Origin of the sequence: Streptomyces canus (genome assembly GCF_030816965.1) — a bacterium.
Lineage (GTDB): Bacteria > Actinomycetota > Actinomycetes > Streptomycetales > Streptomycetaceae > Streptomyces > Streptomyces canus_E.
Map to the genome: position 1 here is coordinate 4,140,945 of NZ_JAUSYQ010000002.1, position 13,888 is coordinate 4,154,832.

A 13,888-nucleotide genomic window follows, 5' to 3' on the forward strand; every position below is an offset into this window, starting at 1 on the left:
CAGGGATTCAGCTCTTCTCGAAGCGGAAGCCCACTCCTCGTACCGTCGCGATGTAGCGCGGGTTGGCCGCGTCGTCGCCGAGCTTCTTGCGAAGCCACGAGATGTGCATGTCGAGCGTCTTGGTCGACGACCACCACGTCGTGTCCCAGACCTCGCGCATCAGCTGGTCCCGGGTCACCACCCGTCCCGCGTCCCGCACCAGCACCCGCAGCAGGTCGAACTCCTTCGCGGTGAGCTGGAGTTCCTCGTCGCCCATCCACGCCCGGTGCGACTCGACGTCGATGCGCACCCCGTGGGTGGCCGGCGGCTGGGCCGGCTCGGACGCCCCGCGTCGCAGCAGGGCCCGGACCCGGGCCAGCAGCTCGGCGAGCCGGAAGGGCTTGGTCACGTAGTCGTCGGCGCCCGCGTCGAGACCGACGACGGTGTCCACCTCGTCGGCACGTGCGGTCAGGATGAGGATCGGTACGGCGTGGCCCTCGGCGCGCAGTCGGCGGGCCACCTCGAGGCCGTCCATGCCGGGCAGACCCAGGTCGAGGACGACCAGGTCGATGCCGCCCTGCATTCCGGCGTCGAGTGCGGTGGGGCCGTCCTCACGCACCTCGACCTCGTACCCTTCCCGGCGCAGGGCGCGGGCCAGCGGCTCCGAAATGGACGCATCGTCCTCGGCGAGCAGTACACGGGTCATGAGCTGATGGTAGACCGCTCTTGAAAGATGCTGTGGTGTGATCGCAACCCCGTGATTCTTACCTTTCGTGGATGTGGTGTGAACCTGTGAGTGTGGGGTGACAATGCCGTGAGGACCTTAGAAACAGGGTGTACGGTTCCTCGACCACCTGTGATTCACGTCTCAAGTCCTTTCATTTCGGTCCGTATCCTGCCGTATGGTGAATCAATGCCTGTCGCATCGTGGGGGCCTTTGGCGCGCATCTGTCGCTGAAGGTCTCTTTTGTGTGCGGTAATCCCCACCAGCAAGGAACGACCATGGCGTCCAGCCTGACGAAGGACTCGGTGACTCCGGGCACCCCCGGTTCCGACAAAACCTTCTTCGGCCACCCCCGCGGACTGGCCACACTCTTCATGACCGAGATGTGGGAGAGGTTCTCCTACTACGGCATGAAGGCCCTGCTCACCGTCTACCTGCTCTCCGGCGGCCCCGACGCCGGCAAGGGCAGCATGGGCGGCGGCCTCGCGATGGACCTGGCGACCACCACCGTGATCGTCTCCGTCTACTCCGCGATGGTCTATCTGCTCGCCATGCCCGGCGGCTGGCTCGGCGACCGCGTCTGGGGCCCGCGCAAGACCGTGGCCATCGCGGCCGTCACGATCATGTGCGGTCACCTGGTGCTGGCGCTGCCCGGCGGCCAGGCACCGTTCTTCGCCGGTCTCGCGCTCGTCGCGGCCGGTTCCGGTCTGCTCAAGGCCAACATCTCCACGATGGTGGGCCACCTGTACGACGGCCCCGACGACCCGCGCCGCGACGGCGGCTTCACGATCTTCTACATGGGCATCAACGCGGGCGCCTTCTTCGCCCCGCTGGCCATCGGCACCGTCGGCCAGGAGGTCAGCTGGCATCTCGGCTTCGGCATGGCCGCGGTCGGCATGGCGATCGGTCTGGCCGCGTTCCTGCTCGGCACCCGCAACCTGAGCCCGCGGAGCAACCTCGTGCCCAAGCCCCTGGCGGCCGAGGAGCGCGCGGCCTGGCTGCGCAAGGGCCTGTTCTGGGTGATCGCCGCGACCGTCTTCTACGGCGTCGTCGGCTTCACCGGCCACTTCACGCTGAACTGGGCGATGATCCCGCTCACCGTCATCGGTCTGGTCGTCCCGGCGGGTGTGCTGCTGCGCATCAAGCGGGACAAGGAGCTGACGGCCACTGAGCAGTCGAAGATGTCCGGCTACATCTGGTTCTTCGTCGCGGCCGCCGTGTTCTGGATGATCTACGACCAGGGCGCGTCCACGGTCCAGGCATTCGGCTCGAACGACCAGAAGACGGCCGGATCACTGCTCGGCTTCGACTTCCCGACCTCCTGGTACCAGTCGCTGAACCCGCTGTTCATCATGGCGCTGGCCCCGGTCTTCGCCTGGCTGTGGGTGTGGCTGAACCGCAAGGGCCAGGAGCCCGGCACCATCGTGAAGTTCGCGATGGGCCTGGTCCTGGTCGGTGTCTCGTTCTTCTTCTTCCTGGTCCCGATCGCGATGGCGGCGAACGGCACCGCGGTCAGCCCGATGTGGCTCGTGGGCATCTACTTCATCCAGACCGTGGGTGAGCTGTGCCTCTCGCCGGTCGGCCTGTCGGTGACGACGAAGACGGCTCCCGCGAAGTACGCCTCGCAGATGATGGGTGTCTGGTTCCTCGCGGTCACCGCGGGCGACTCGATCACCGGCCTGCTGTCCAACCCGGCGATCGCCGGGGTCGACCTCAGCGGGACGCCCGCGGTGTTCGGGGAGGCGGCGCTGGCGGCTCTCGCCGGGTTCGCCGTGTGGATGTACCGGCGAAAGGTGAAGTCTCTTATGGGGGACGTTCGTTAGGGCCGGCACGCTGAACCGTAGGGGCCGCAGCACCTGCCTGGGTGCGGCGGCCCCGTGCGTTTCACCGGCGTGCGCGGTTCCCCGCGCCCCTGAGTCGGTCAGCGCGCCCTTCTTCCAGGCATGAACGTGAACACGGCCGCCCCCAGCAGCACCGCCGTTCCCGCCACCAGGCCCAGGGCCTTCAGCGCCGCGTGGTCGTCCGCGCCCGTGGCCGCCAGGCCGCCGCTCGTCGACGTACCGCTCGTGCCACCTGCGCTCGACGAACCGCCCGACGCCCCGCCCTCCTGCTCCTGCGTGGTCAGGGTCAGGGAGACCTGTGTCCTGTCCGGCTTGCAGGTCGTGGTCGTGCCCAGTGCCTTGATCGTCAGGACACCCGGCGACAGCGTCGACTCACCCGTCGCACCGGGCTTGTACGTGCCCGTCATGTCCGGGATCTCTATCGGGTCGCCCGACTTGATGGCCTCGGAGTTGGTAGGGCCCTCGACATGGACCGAGCCCTTGTCGTCGCCGCCCACAACCACCTCCATGGAGGGCTTGACCGAGTCCGCGGGGATGTCGGCGGGGCTGTCCATCGGGGAGTTCTTGAACTGCACGGTGAGGCCGTAACTGCCGCCGCTCTTCTTGGCGTTGATCTGGATCGTGGAGGTGGCCTTCTTCTCGCCGAGGGGCGACTGGCAGGTGTAGGGAATGTCGACCGCCTTGCCGGTGAAGTCGGTCTGGCCGTCGTCCGACGCGGTGGAGGTCGGGCTCGCGGTGTCGGTCGGCGTGGCACTGTCGGTCGGGTCGGGGGACTGGGACTCCGTCTCCGTCGGCGTGGGCGTGGGCGGCGAAGTCCCCTCGCCCGCCGCCACGGTGACCGTCGCCCCCTTCGGCACCGTCTCCGTCGGCGTGCACACCGTGTTCGTCCCCATCGCGTTCACCGTGTACGGGCCCGGTGTCAGGGTGAGTTCCCCGGCCGCCGTCAGCTTCAGCGTGCCCTTCATGTCGGACAGCACCATGTCGCCGCCCTTGGGGATCGCCGGGTTCTCGCGCGGCCCGGTCATCGCGATGTCGGCGGTCTGTGCGCCCGCGGCCTTCAACGTGCCGGTCGGCTGGACGGAGTCGGCGGGCAGATCGATGATGTTCGGGTTCTTCGACGCGGCCTGCGTGAACTTCCACACCACGTCGATCTCGTCGCCGACCTTCGCGGTGGCCGGCGCGGTGATCTCGACCTTGGTGGTGCCGTTGACGGGGTCGAGTCCGACGCCCGCGGGCGGCACGCACCGCGTCGCGAACGACACCTCAGCGGCCTGGGCGGGCCCGGCGGCCAGGCCGAGCACCAGCCCCGCTCCGGCCAGCACCAGCGCCGCACCCGCCGCGGCCGCTCTTCTCGGCCCGTCGGCCGGGGTGACTCTCCTTCGCATGCTCACGGGGATCCCTCTCTGGTGGGAGTCGTCGGACTCGTCGGGCTGTCGTCGTGCGGTGCGGAGAGCCGGCCACCGGCCGCGCCCGGATCCGCGTCCGGGGTGAACCACGGCAGGGTGGACGTCGATGTGGCCGCGTGCGCGGCTGTGGAGGGCCTGAAACCCGGCAGGCGCAGGGCGAGTTCGGGCAGCCGCAGTCCGCGGTGCCGGATGCCTCCGGCGGGCCGTGGCCGTACCCGGTCCACCACGGCCATGCCGATGCGGAACAGCGCGGCGGGCACCACCAGGCAGACCAGGATCCAGAACAGGGTCACGCCCCAGGGCCGGCCCACGTCCCAGGGCTGCTCGGCCAGCACCTTGCCGCCGTACTTCAGCGACACCGTGTACTCGCCGTGCGCGCCGCCCGTCAGCTCGACTGGCAGTTCGAGCCGCGCCTTTCCGCCCGGCTGGATCGTGCCGCGCCACTGCTGTTCCTCCCACTGCGGGGCGAACACGCCGTGTGCGGTGCCGATCTGGAAGACGGGGTTCTTGACGGCGGAGGTGCCGACGTTGCCGACGGTGAAGACGAGGGTGCGGGCGGGGGGTGCCCCGAACCAGGTCAGCAGGGAGCCCGAGCCGTCGAGCCGGGTGTCGGTGAGGACGGACAGCCGCCCGCCGTCCGTCTCGGCGGGCAGCGGTTCCACGGCGTGTCCGGCCACCTGGAAGATCGCGTCGGCCTCGGCCTTCGCCCCGGTCACCGTGGCCACGTGCACCACGCAGGGACAGGGCACCGGCGGCTCCGCGACCGGCAGCTTCTTGCTGAAGCGCCCCTTCGCGTCCGTGGTGACGGCCCGGCCGTCCGCGTTGGCACAGGAGTTGGTGCCTCCGGGCACCCCGCGCGACGGGACCGCCTGCCCGCAGACCAGGATCATCAGCAGCGCCCGCTCACGCCATCCCTCGCCGCTCACGGTGATCGAACTCCCGGTCCCCGCCTGGGACCTGGACAGCTTCACGCTCGGCTTGTCCGCCGCGGCCGCCGTCCCTGCCAGGGGCGGAAGCAGCAGCGCGAGCACTGCCGACAGCACCGCCCATCGCACCCTGCCGCTCGGGCTCACGTCGTCACTCCCGTCAACTCGGCCTCCGTGGATTCGGACCCGGATGCGGCCGTACGACGCCCTGGACGCCGTACGCGAGACCAACCGCCCCCCGCCACCTCGCCGTGGGGCGTGGGGGACCACCCGTCGGTGACACGAGCCGGCGGGATCGGCGGAGGCAGAACGCGGGCGGTGGACGGCATGGGCGGCTCCAGCTGTCGTACGAAAAGCGGTCCGGGCCGCTCAGCGGCGCGCGCGGGCCGCCTGGTTGCGCCGGGTCAGCCACAGCGCGCCGGCCGCGCCCGCGAGCAGTACCGTGCCGCCGAGCGTGCCGAGGGCGATCGCCGAGTCCTCGGGACCGGTCTGCGGGAGGGCGGAGCCGCTGCCGGACGCGTTGCTGTCGCTCTGGGTGCCGCCGGAGGAGCCCGAGGCGGCGGTGACGTCCAGGGTCAGCGAGGCGCCGGGGCTGTTGGTCGGCGTGCAGGTGGTCGTCGTTCCGAGCGCCTTGATGGTGAGCACGCCCGGTGTGAAGGTGACCTTGCCGGACTTCTTCGGGGTGTACGTCCCGGTCAGGTCATTGATCTTGATGGGGGTGTTGGCGGGGACGGTCGCCTGGTTGGCCGGGCCCGTCACGCTCATGGTCCCGCTGTCCGCGCCGCCCAGCTTGATGGTGGCGCTCGGGTTCATCGCGCCCTTGCCGAGATCGACCGGGCTGGAGGAGACGCCCTTCTGCCAGGACATGGTGATCCTGTAGCCGCTGCCGCTCTTGACGCCCTTGATGTCGATGGGCGAGACGGCGCTCTTGTCACCGATCGGCGTCTTGCACTGGTAGTTGACGTTCACGACCTCGGCACGGGCGGCGGGGGCGGCCATCAGCACCGCCGAGCCGGCCAGAGCCGCGACGGACGCGAGCGCGGCGGTTCGTTTCGGGTACGACACGGTTCCGCTCCCCTTACTCGTTCCTGACGGCACATCAGATCGGCCGTCAAGGTACGCCGGGGCACCAGAGGAAGGAAGAGAAAGTAAGTGTCGGAACTGTGGGGACACCACCGGAAGAGCGCCGGACGGGCCCTAGGCGGGTGCCCCGAGCTCCGCCCACACGGTCTTGCCGGCCACCCCGGGGGCCCGTACGACTCCCCAGTCCAGGCAGAGCCGCTGCACGATGAACATCCCGTGCCCGCCCGGCCGTCCGGCCTGGTGCGGAGTCCGCGGCGCCGGCTGCCCGGTGCCCTTGTCCGAGACCTCCAGGCGGATCACCTTGTTGCCACAGGAGATCCACAACTGGTCCGGGCCCTCCGCATGCAGACACGCGTTCGTCACCAGCTCGGAGACGACGAGCAGCACGTCCTCCGCCACGGCCCGCCTGTCGGCGGACGCCGCCGGCAGCCACCCCCACGCGTGCAACGCCTGCCGGGTGAAGTCGCGCGCGAGCGGGACCACCCCGCTCTCCCCCTCGAAGCTCAGCCGACGGACCTGCCGCCCCGTCGGCACCTCGGCTTCGCCGCCAGGCTCCACGCTGGGCTCCGGGTCACGGTCGCCCGGCGAGCAGGGCCGGGTGGTGCTCATCAGCGCTTCACCTCACCGATTCACCGGTTCACGATTCAAAACGTCACTGCATGGTCGCTCACCGAACAGTCAGTACGGATGTCTCCTGCCCGAGCGGACCGGTAGAACACCCCTCCATTGGGGACGTATGTCCGACACCAGGGGTGTGACACCCGATGGCGACCGGCCGGAGGAGACGAGCGGGGCGCGAGCCAGGGCACCGGGACCACCACTCGTCTCGCCGCCTCAGCCGCCGGATTCCTCGGCCAGGGCCTCGTCCAGGGTGTCGTGCACGGTGAAGACCGCATCGGCCCCCGTGATCTCGAAGACCCGCGCCACGACCGGCAGCATGCCCGCAAGGTGCACGCCGCCTCCCGCCGCCTCAGCTTTCAGCCGCGCCCCGAGCAGCACATTCAGTCCGGTGGAGTCACAGAACTCCAGCCGTGTGCAGTCGACGACAAGCCGGCTCTTCCCCTTGGCGAGGCAGTCCTCGAGTGGCTCACGCAACAAATCGGCCGTGTGGTGATCCAACTCACCTGCTGGAGTCACGACGGCGCTGGAGCCCTCTTGCCGCACCTCAACCAGAAGCCGGCCAGACTGTGCGCTGCCGACCGTCCCGCGGTCCATGCCGTCTCTCTCTCCCGACATCGTGGCTGCTGATGACGCCCACGAACACTACGCCTTCTCCACACCCTCCGACACCCGAACAATCACACACAAACGGACATAACCACACAGAACACACTTGCGGTCGTGTCGGGAAACCGGGTAGGGCTAGTAGAGACACGTACTCGACACGGCCGGCTTTGGAGGCGCCGCACACCGCAGTGCACGAACTGGCTTCGGCAGCCTTATGCCGAGAACGATGGAGGACATCATGTCACCCCGGCTCGACGCCTCGCATACCCATCAGGCGACGTCGACATCCCCCCCGGAACATCTGAATCCCATCGAGCAGGACAGCGAAGACGACGTGCTCGCCGGGCTCCCGGAGATCCCACCCTTCGAAGAGGTGGGGGCCGTGGACGCGCGCGCCCTCTCCAAGACCCTCTTCGCGCGACTGGAGTCGCTGGAGGAGGGCACGCACGAGTATTCGTACGTCCGCAACACGCTCGTCGAACTGAACCTCGCCCTGGTCAAGTTCGCCGCCTCCCGCTTCCGCTCCCGCAGTGAGCCGATGGAGGACATCATCCAGGTCGGCACCATTGGCCTGATCAAGGCGATCGACCGCTTCGAACTCAGCCGCGGTGTGGAGTTCCCCACCTTCGCGATGCCAACCATCGTGGGCGAGATCAAGCGCTTCTTCCGGGACACGTCCTGGTCGGTGCGGGTGCCGCGCCGCCTCCAGGAGCTCCGGCTCGACCTGGCCAAGGCCGGCGACGAACTGGCCCAGAAGCTCGACCGCGCCCCGACGGTGGGCGAGCTCGCCGAGCGTCTGGGGCTGTCGAAGGACGAGGTCGTCGAGGGCATGGCCGCGTCCAACGCGTACACCGCCTCCTCGCTGGACGCCCAGCCCGAGGAGGACGACTCCGAGGGTGCGCTGGCCGATCGGATCGGTTACGAGGACCACGGTCTGGAGGGCATCGAGTACGTCGAGTCCCTGAAGCCGCTGATCGCCGAACTCCCCTCCCGGGACCGCACGATCCTCTCGCTGCGCTTCGTCGCGGGCATGACCCAGTCGGAGATCGGCGACGAACTCGGAATCTCGCAGATGCACGTCTCGCGGCTGCTGTCGCGGACTCTGGTACGACTGCGCAAGGGGCTGACCGTCGAGGAGTGACGCGTCGGCACTACTGACCTGTGCGTGTGCCCGGTGTCCGGTGGGACACCGGGCACCGTGCGTTCGGGGTGGCTCGCGATTACTGGGAGAAACCCTTTCCCCAGCGGTTCACTTCCCCCACTATGGTCCCTCACAGACTGGCCGGTACGTCAGGAGGAGGGTGCGCATGACTCGCCCCGACGGGGCGTCCGACGCCCGGCTCACGGAGCTGCTGCGCGCCGACACGGTCACGGCGTACGCGGCCCTGCTGGAGCTCCGCGCCCGCCACCAGCCGTCGGTCCTGGCGTACGCCCGCCTCTGCACGGCCGGTGAGAGCGCCGCACGGCAGCTGGCCGGGCAGACCTTCACGCTCGCGGCCCGGGAGACGGCCCGCGGGGTCGACCCGGGCGTCCCGTGGCGCCATCGGCTCCTGCTGCTGACGGCCCGGTCGGCGGCGGCGTGGGCCGGGGACGAGCGGGCGGCGGGCCTGGACCCGGGCGTCCTGCTGCTCCTGAACACGGCGGGGCCCGGTGGCCCGGTGCCGCCCATGCTCACCGCCTTCGAGTCCCTGCCGGCCCGCACCCAGGGCCTCGTCTGGTACGGCCTGGTGGAGGCCGAGCCGGAAGCCCGCACCGCCGACCACCTGGGCCTGACCCGCGAGGACGTGGTGTACGGCATGGAGGGGGCCCTGCAGTCCCTGGCCCGGACCTGTCTGAGGCTGCGACTCGCCGCCTCGGACGACTCCCGCTGCGCGGACTTCCGCCGCCTCATCGAGGAGTCCGTACGTCCGGACAGTCCCCGCGCCAGCACCGACCTGCACGCCCACATGGTCCGCTGCCCGCACTGCGCGGCGGCCCACGAGGAACTGTGCGCGTTGCGGGACACTCCGCGGTCGGCACTGGCGGAGGGGCTGCTGCCGTGGGGCGGGACGGCGTACGTGGGGCGCAGCACGGCCGAGCCGGAGACGCGACCGCGGGCGGGGTCCCGTACGCCGTCCGGCACCTGGCCACGCCCGCGTCGGCTCGTCCTGGCCTCGGCGGCGCTGGGGGTGGCTCTCGCGCCGCTGTTGCTGTTCCTGGTGTCACAGGGGGGTGACTCCCCGACGGGAGCGTCTGCCTCGGCCTCGACTTCGGCCCCGGCTTCAGCGGGCGGGGTGCTGCCCGGCCCACCGCAGGTGACGGTGACGACGACGGTCTCGCCCTCGCCCTCGCCTTCCTCGACCAGCAGGCCACCGTCCCCCTCTGCGTCCCCTTCCGCGGCAAGGAGTTCGGCGCCGCCCCGGAGGACGAGCCCGCCCCCGTTCCGCCCGCCGGGCGGCTCCTACGCCCAGGTGGTCAACCTCTCCACGGCCCGCTGCCTGGACGTCGCCGGTGACTTCGGCAACGGCACCGACGTCGTCACCGCCCCCTGCTCCCCGGCCGGCTCCCAACGCTGGCGCGTCGACTCCGACCGGGGTGTCCTCCAGTCCGCCGCCGACCCCGACTTCTGCCTGGACAGCCGCGGCGACGTCGACAAGGGCCTCGGCATCTGGTCCTGCGACTCGGTCGAGGGCGACAAAGGCGACAACCTCCGCTTCACGGTCGACCCCGACGGGGTGATCCGTCCGGCGATCGCCATCGCGACGGGGATGACACCCGGGGGCGGGGACGGTGTCTCGCTGGAGCCGCTGACCGGGGGTGCGGAGCAGCGGTGGCGGGCGGGGGCGACGTGATCGTCGCGGCCGGCTCGTGCGGGTGGCTCAGACCACGCGTGTGCCGCGCCGCCACACTCCGCTGACCAGCGGCACCCCCGGCCGGTACGCCAGGTGTACGTGGCTCGGGGCGTCCAGGAGGATCAGGTCGGCGTAGGCGCCCGGAGTGAGACGGCCGATGTCCTCGCGGCGGAGGGCGGCCGCTCCGCCCGCCGTGGCCGACCAGACGGCCTCGTCCGGCGTCATCCGCATGTCGCGTACCGCGAGGGCGATGCAGAAGGGCACCGAGGAGGTGAAGGAGGAGCCCGGATTGCAGTCCGTGGACAGGGCGACGGTGACGCCCGCGTCCAGGAGGCGGCGGGCGTCCGGCCACTCGGCGCGCGTGGAGAACTCCGCGCCGGGGAGGAGCGTGGCGACCGTACGGCTGTTCGCCAGGGCGTCCACGTCCTCGGCGGTGAGGTGGGTGCAGTGGTCGGCGCTGGCCGCGTCCAGCTCGACGGCCAGCTGTACGCCGGGGCCGTAGGAGAGCTGGTTGGCGTGGATGCGGGGGTGCAGGCCCTTCGCCTTGCCCGCCGTGAGGATCGCGCGGGCCTGGTCGCCGTCGAAGGCGCCCTTCTCGCAGAAGACGTCGATCCAACGGGCGTACGGGGCGCAGGCGTCGAGCATCTCGCCGGTGACGAGGGAGACGTAGCCCGCCGGGTCGTCCGTGTAGTCCGGCGGCACGATGTGGGCACCGAGATAGGTGACCTCGTCGGTGTGGGCGGCGGCGATGCGCAGGGCCCTCGCCTCGTCCTCGACGGTCAGGCCGTAGCCGGACTTGGTCTCGAAGGTCGTCGTGCCCTGGCGCAGTGCCTCGGCCAGGTAGCGGGTGAGGCCCGCCTCCAGTTCGGCGTCCGTGGCCGCGCGGGTCGCGGCGACCGTCGTACGGATGCCGCCCGCGCTGTAGGCCCGCCCCGACATGCGGGCGTTGAACTCCTGCGTGCGGTCGCCCGCGAAGACGAGGTGGCTGTGGGAGTCGACGAAGCCGGGCAGGACCGCCCGGCCGCCCGCGTCGACCCGATTGTCAGTGGCGGGTGCTTTGCTTTGATCACCGGTCCACACGACGCGGTCGCCCTCGATGACGACGGCCGCGTCCTGGATCAGTCCGAGGGGAGATCCGTCACCGAGGGAGGGGTCATTGGTGACCAGGGCGGCGATGTTGGTGATGAGCGTGCTTGCGGTGCTCGCGGAGTGGGCGGGGCTGACGGTCGTCGCGTTGCTCATGGCGTCCTCGGTGGCCTGGTCGGCGGTGGGGGCTGGTTCGGGGGCCGGCCGTGGGGGCGGGCGGCCCGGGGTCATCCGTGCAGCGCTGCGACGGCGTCCGCGAGGGCTCCCGGCACATCCGGCACGAGCGCGTGGACCCCGTCCCGTACGACGTGCCGGCCTCCCACGACCGTGTGCGACACGTCTGCTGCCGACGCGGCGAATACGGCCGTCTCGGCCCCGAGCCGCGGAACCGGCCCTGCCGTCCTGACCGAGTCGAGGGCGATGGTGGTGAAGTCGGCGAGCGCGCCGGGCTCCAGGGTGCCGGCGCCGTCCCAGCCGAGGGCCGCGTGGCCGTCGGCCGAGGCCGCCCGCAGGAGGGCCGCCGCCGTCCAGTGACCTCGTCTGCGGGTGCGCAGGCGCTCGTTGAGCTCCATCGCGCGAGCCTCTTCGAGCAGGTCGATGACGGCGTGGCTGTCGGAGCCGAGGGAGAGCGGTGAGCCCCTGCGTTGCAGGGCGAGCGCGGGCCCGATGCCGTCGGCCAGGTCCCGTTCCGTCGTCGGGCACATGCAGGTGCCGGTGCCGCTGTCGCCGATCAGGGCGATGTCCTCGTCGGTGAGGTGGGTGTTGTGGACGCCGGTGGTGCGCGGCCCGAGGACACCGTGCTCGGCGAGCAGTTCGGTGGGCGTGCACCCGTGGGCCTCGCGGCACGCGTCGTTCTCGGCGGTCTGCTCGGACAGGTGCACATGGAGCGGGGCCCGCCGTTCCTCGGCCCAGCGGGCCACGGTCGCCAACTGCCCGGCGGGCACGGCCCGTACGGAGTGGACCGCCGCACCGATCCTCGCGTGATCCCGGTCCTTGAGAATTGAACAGCGTTCGGCCCAGGCGTCCGCGCTGCCGTCGGAGAAGCGGAGCTGGTGGGTGGTGGGCGGCTGTCCGAAGCCGGAGGAGAGATAGGCGGTGTCGAGGAGGGTGATACGGATACCGGCTTCGGCGGCGGCCTCGATCAGGGCCTCGCCCATGGCGTTGGGGTCGGCGTAGGGAGTGCCGCCCGGGGCGTGGTGCAGGTAGTGGAACTCACCGACCGCCGTCACACCCGCCAGCGCCATCTCCGCGTACACGGCACGGGCGAGCGCGTGGTACGTCTGCGGGGTCAGCCTGTCGGCGACCGAGTACATGACCTCGCGCCAGGTCCAGAAGGTTCCGGAGCCGACCTGGACGGTGCCGCGCAGGGCCCGGTGGAAGGCGTGCGAGTGGGTGTTCGCCAGGCCCGGGAGCGTCAGTCCGCGCAGGACCTCGGCGCCGGGGGGCGGGGTGTCGGTGTCCGTACGGACGGCGGCGACGCGGCCGCCCTCCACGTCCACGGCCACCCCCGGCTCGACGTGGGTGTCGAGCCAGGCGTGCTCCAGCCAGTAGGTCTTCGGTGTCACCTGCGGGCCAGCCCTTCCAGTACGTCGGCGAGCGCGAGGACCCCGGCCACGCAGTCGTCCTCGGCGGCGGATTCCGCCGGGGAGTGCGAGACGCCCGTGGGATTGCGCACGAACAGCATGGCGGTCGGGATGCTCCCGGAGAGGATCCCGGCGTCGTGTCCGGCGCCGGTACCCAGGACGGGCACCTTGAGATCGGTGTCGGTGCCCAGGATGCGGGCGAGTTCGTCGCGCAGGGCGTGGTCGAACTCGACGACGGGGGTGAAGGACTCCCGGACGACGTCGAGGGCGATGCCGTGCGCCTGCGCGTACTCCCTGGCGGCCTTCTCGATCCCGCCGACCACCTGGTCGAGGCTCTCCTGGTCGGCGGCGCGGGAGTCGAGCCAGCCGCGCACCAGGGAGGGGATGGCGTTGACGCCGTTCGGCTCGACGGCGATCTTGCCGAAGGTGGCGACGGCTCCAGCGAGTTCGGCCTCCCGGCGGGCGGCGAGCACGGTCTCGGCGTACGACAGCATGGGGTCGCGCCGGTCCACGAGGCGGGTGGTGCCGGCGTGGTTGGCCTCGCCCCGGAAGTCGAACCGCCAGCGGCCGTGCGGCCAGATGGCGCTGGCGATGCCGACCCGGTCGCCGGACAGATCCAGCGACCGTCCCTGCTCGACGTGCAGCTCGACGAAGGCGCCGATACGGGCGAGCCGCTGCGGGTCGGCTCCGATGCCGTCGGGGTCGTGTCCGGCGGCTTCCATGGCCCGCGGGAGCATGACCCCCTCCCCGTCGGTCAGCCGGTGCGCCTGCTCGACGGTGAGCTGCCCGGCGGTGAGCCGGGACCCGACACAGGCGAGCCCGAACCGGGCCCCCTCCTCGTCCCCGAAGTTGACGATGGCGAGCGGCTTGGCGAACTCCGCCTGCCGCGACCGCAGTTCATCGAGCGCGGCGAAGGAGGAGACGACTCCGAGGGGCCCGTCGAAGGCGCCCCCGTCGGGCACGGAGTCGAGGTGCGACCCGGTGACGACGGCGTCCCCCTGGGCGGGGTCCCCCAGCCAGGCCCACTGGTTGCCGTTCCGGTCGACCTCGTAGGTCAGTCCGCGGGCTTCGGCCTGCTCCTTGAACCAGGCCCGGCACTCGGTGTCGGCCCCGGTCCAGGCGAAGCGCCGGTAGCCGTGGGAGTCGGGGTGCCGGCCGATGGGGAGCAGCTCGCGCCACATCTCCTGGAAGGAGGCGGTGCC

General features: G+C 71.0%; 12 protein-coding genes. 3 read left to right on the forward strand and 9 right to left on the reverse strand.

Features of this window, described 5'->3' with window-relative positions; all coding sequences use genetic code 11:
• Nucleotides 1–7: 7 nt before the first annotated feature.
• Nucleotides 8–685 carry a response regulator transcription factor gene (locus QF027_RS19830; protein ID WP_057611579.1) on the reverse strand — a complete coding sequence of 226 codons (678 nt, stop codon included), beginning with the start codon at nucleotides 683–685 and terminating at the stop codon, nucleotides 8–10.
• A gap of 296 nt (nucleotides 686–981) precedes the next feature.
• On the opposite strand from QF027_RS19830, the gene QF027_RS19835 reads away from it, so the two are divergent.
• Entirely contained in the window at nucleotides 982–2,526 is a 1,545-nt protein-coding gene (locus QF027_RS19835) for a peptide MFS transporter (RefSeq protein WP_307075983.1), read from the forward strand.
• A 98-nt stretch (nucleotides 2,527–2,624) separates the two neighbouring features.
• On the opposite strand, the gene QF027_RS19840 is transcribed toward QF027_RS19835, so the two are convergent.
• From QF027_RS19840 to QF027_RS19860, 5 genes are all read right to left on the reverse strand, one after another.
• Nucleotides 2,625–3,929, reverse strand: coding sequence for a hypothetical protein (locus QF027_RS19840; protein ID WP_307075985.1), 1,305 nt, complete (start codon nucleotides 3,927–3,929; stop codon nucleotides 2,625–2,627).
• 2 nt (nucleotides 3,930–3,931) lie between these two features.
• Entirely contained in the window at nucleotides 3,932–5,023 is a 1,092-nt protein-coding gene (locus tag QF027_RS19845; RefSeq protein WP_307075987.1) for a hypothetical protein, read from the reverse strand.
• Between the two features lie 222 nt (nucleotides 5,024–5,245).
• Nucleotides 5,246–5,941, reverse strand: a complete 696-nt coding sequence (locus tag QF027_RS19850) for an LPXTG cell wall anchor domain-containing protein (RefSeq protein WP_307075989.1) — start codon at nucleotides 5,939–5,941, stop codon at nucleotides 5,246–5,248.
• A 132-nt stretch (nucleotides 5,942–6,073) separates the two neighbouring features.
• The gene (locus QF027_RS19855; RefSeq protein WP_306980356.1) at nucleotides 6,074–6,568 is read right to left on the reverse strand and encodes an ATP-binding protein; all 495 of its coding nucleotides are present in this window, start codon (nucleotides 6,566–6,568) and stop codon (nucleotides 6,074–6,076) included.
• A 225-nt stretch (nucleotides 6,569–6,793) separates the two neighbouring features.
• The gene (locus tag QF027_RS19860; RefSeq protein WP_069764043.1) at nucleotides 6,794–7,174 is read right to left on the reverse strand and encodes an STAS domain-containing protein; all 381 of its coding nucleotides are present in this window, start codon (nucleotides 7,172–7,174) and stop codon (nucleotides 6,794–6,796) included.
• 250 nt (nucleotides 7,175–7,424) lie between these two features.
• Between QF027_RS19860 and QF027_RS19865 the strand changes: the two genes are divergently transcribed.
• Both QF027_RS19865 and QF027_RS19870 read left to right on the forward strand, forming a co-directional pair.
• Nucleotides 7,425–8,327 carry an RNA polymerase sigma factor SigF gene (locus QF027_RS19865; RefSeq protein WP_306980353.1) on the forward strand — a complete coding sequence of 301 codons (903 nt, stop codon included), beginning with the start codon at nucleotides 7,425–7,427 and terminating at the stop codon, nucleotides 8,325–8,327.
• 166 nt (nucleotides 8,328–8,493) lie between these two features.
• A complete protein-coding gene (locus tag QF027_RS19870) occupies nucleotides 8,494–10,017 on the forward strand; it encodes an RICIN domain-containing protein (protein ID WP_307075991.1) in 1,524 nt (507 codons plus the stop codon).
• A 27-nt stretch (nucleotides 10,018–10,044) separates the two neighbouring features.
• Here QF027_RS19870 and hutI read toward each other — a convergent pair whose 3' ends face one another.
• From hutI to QF027_RS19885, 3 genes are read right to left on the reverse strand one after another with little or no spacing between them, the layout of a single operon-like run.
• Nucleotides 10,045–11,334, reverse strand: a complete 1,290-nt coding sequence (hutI, locus tag QF027_RS19875; RefSeq protein WP_307075993.1) for an imidazolonepropionase — start codon at nucleotides 11,332–11,334, stop codon at nucleotides 10,045–10,047.
• Nucleotides 11,331–12,668 (reverse strand): formimidoylglutamate deiminase, encoded by a 1,338-nt coding sequence (locus QF027_RS19880; RefSeq protein ID WP_307075995.1) that lies wholly within the window; start codon nucleotides 12,666–12,668, stop codon nucleotides 11,331–11,333. Before QF027_RS19880 ends, hutI begins: the two co-directional genes overlap by 4 nt.
• Nucleotides 12,665–13,867 carry an allantoate amidohydrolase gene (locus tag QF027_RS19885; RefSeq protein ID WP_307082426.1) on the reverse strand — a complete coding sequence of 401 codons (1,203 nt, stop codon included), beginning with the start codon at nucleotides 13,865–13,867 and terminating at the stop codon, nucleotides 12,665–12,667. Before QF027_RS19885 ends, QF027_RS19880 begins: the two co-directional genes overlap by 4 nt.
• Nucleotides 13,868–13,888: the final 21 nt, after the last annotated feature.